Annotated in this window: 1 protein-coding gene; it reads left to right on the top strand. The window is 49.8% G+C overall.

Annotated features, from left to right (window positions below):
- Positions 1-57: 57 nt before the first annotated feature.
- Positions 58-313: hypothetical protein (locus ACYVTD_RS18870; protein WP_461249112.1), on the top strand; the 256-nt coding region annotated here is incomplete at its 3' end.

Genomic DNA, 313 nt, shown 5'->3' with positions numbered 1-313 from the left:
CGATTGCGCTGTCCGTTGATATTAGCTCCAGTGCGGAAGGAGAAGGCAGCTGTTCGCGTGGCGGATTATCACATCGGTAACGTGGTTAATTCAGGGATAACAGACCCTTGCAACATGGGCGCGGCAATGGCCCCAGCGGCGTATGACACCATCAAGAAGGTTTTGAAAAAGGGCGATGTGTATGACAAAATCATAACCGGCGATTTGGGTGAGTTCGGGAGCAAGATGTTGCAGAAACTAATACATGTCAAAAACCACATCGACGCTGGCGCAGAGTTTTTAAAAGGGACTAAATACGACACGCACCAAGGCG

This window comes from Treponema sp. R6D11 (assembly GCF_054786075.1).
The sequence above is the reverse complement of the archived record's forward strand: the minus strand, read 5'-3'. Positions and strand labels throughout refer to the sequence as shown.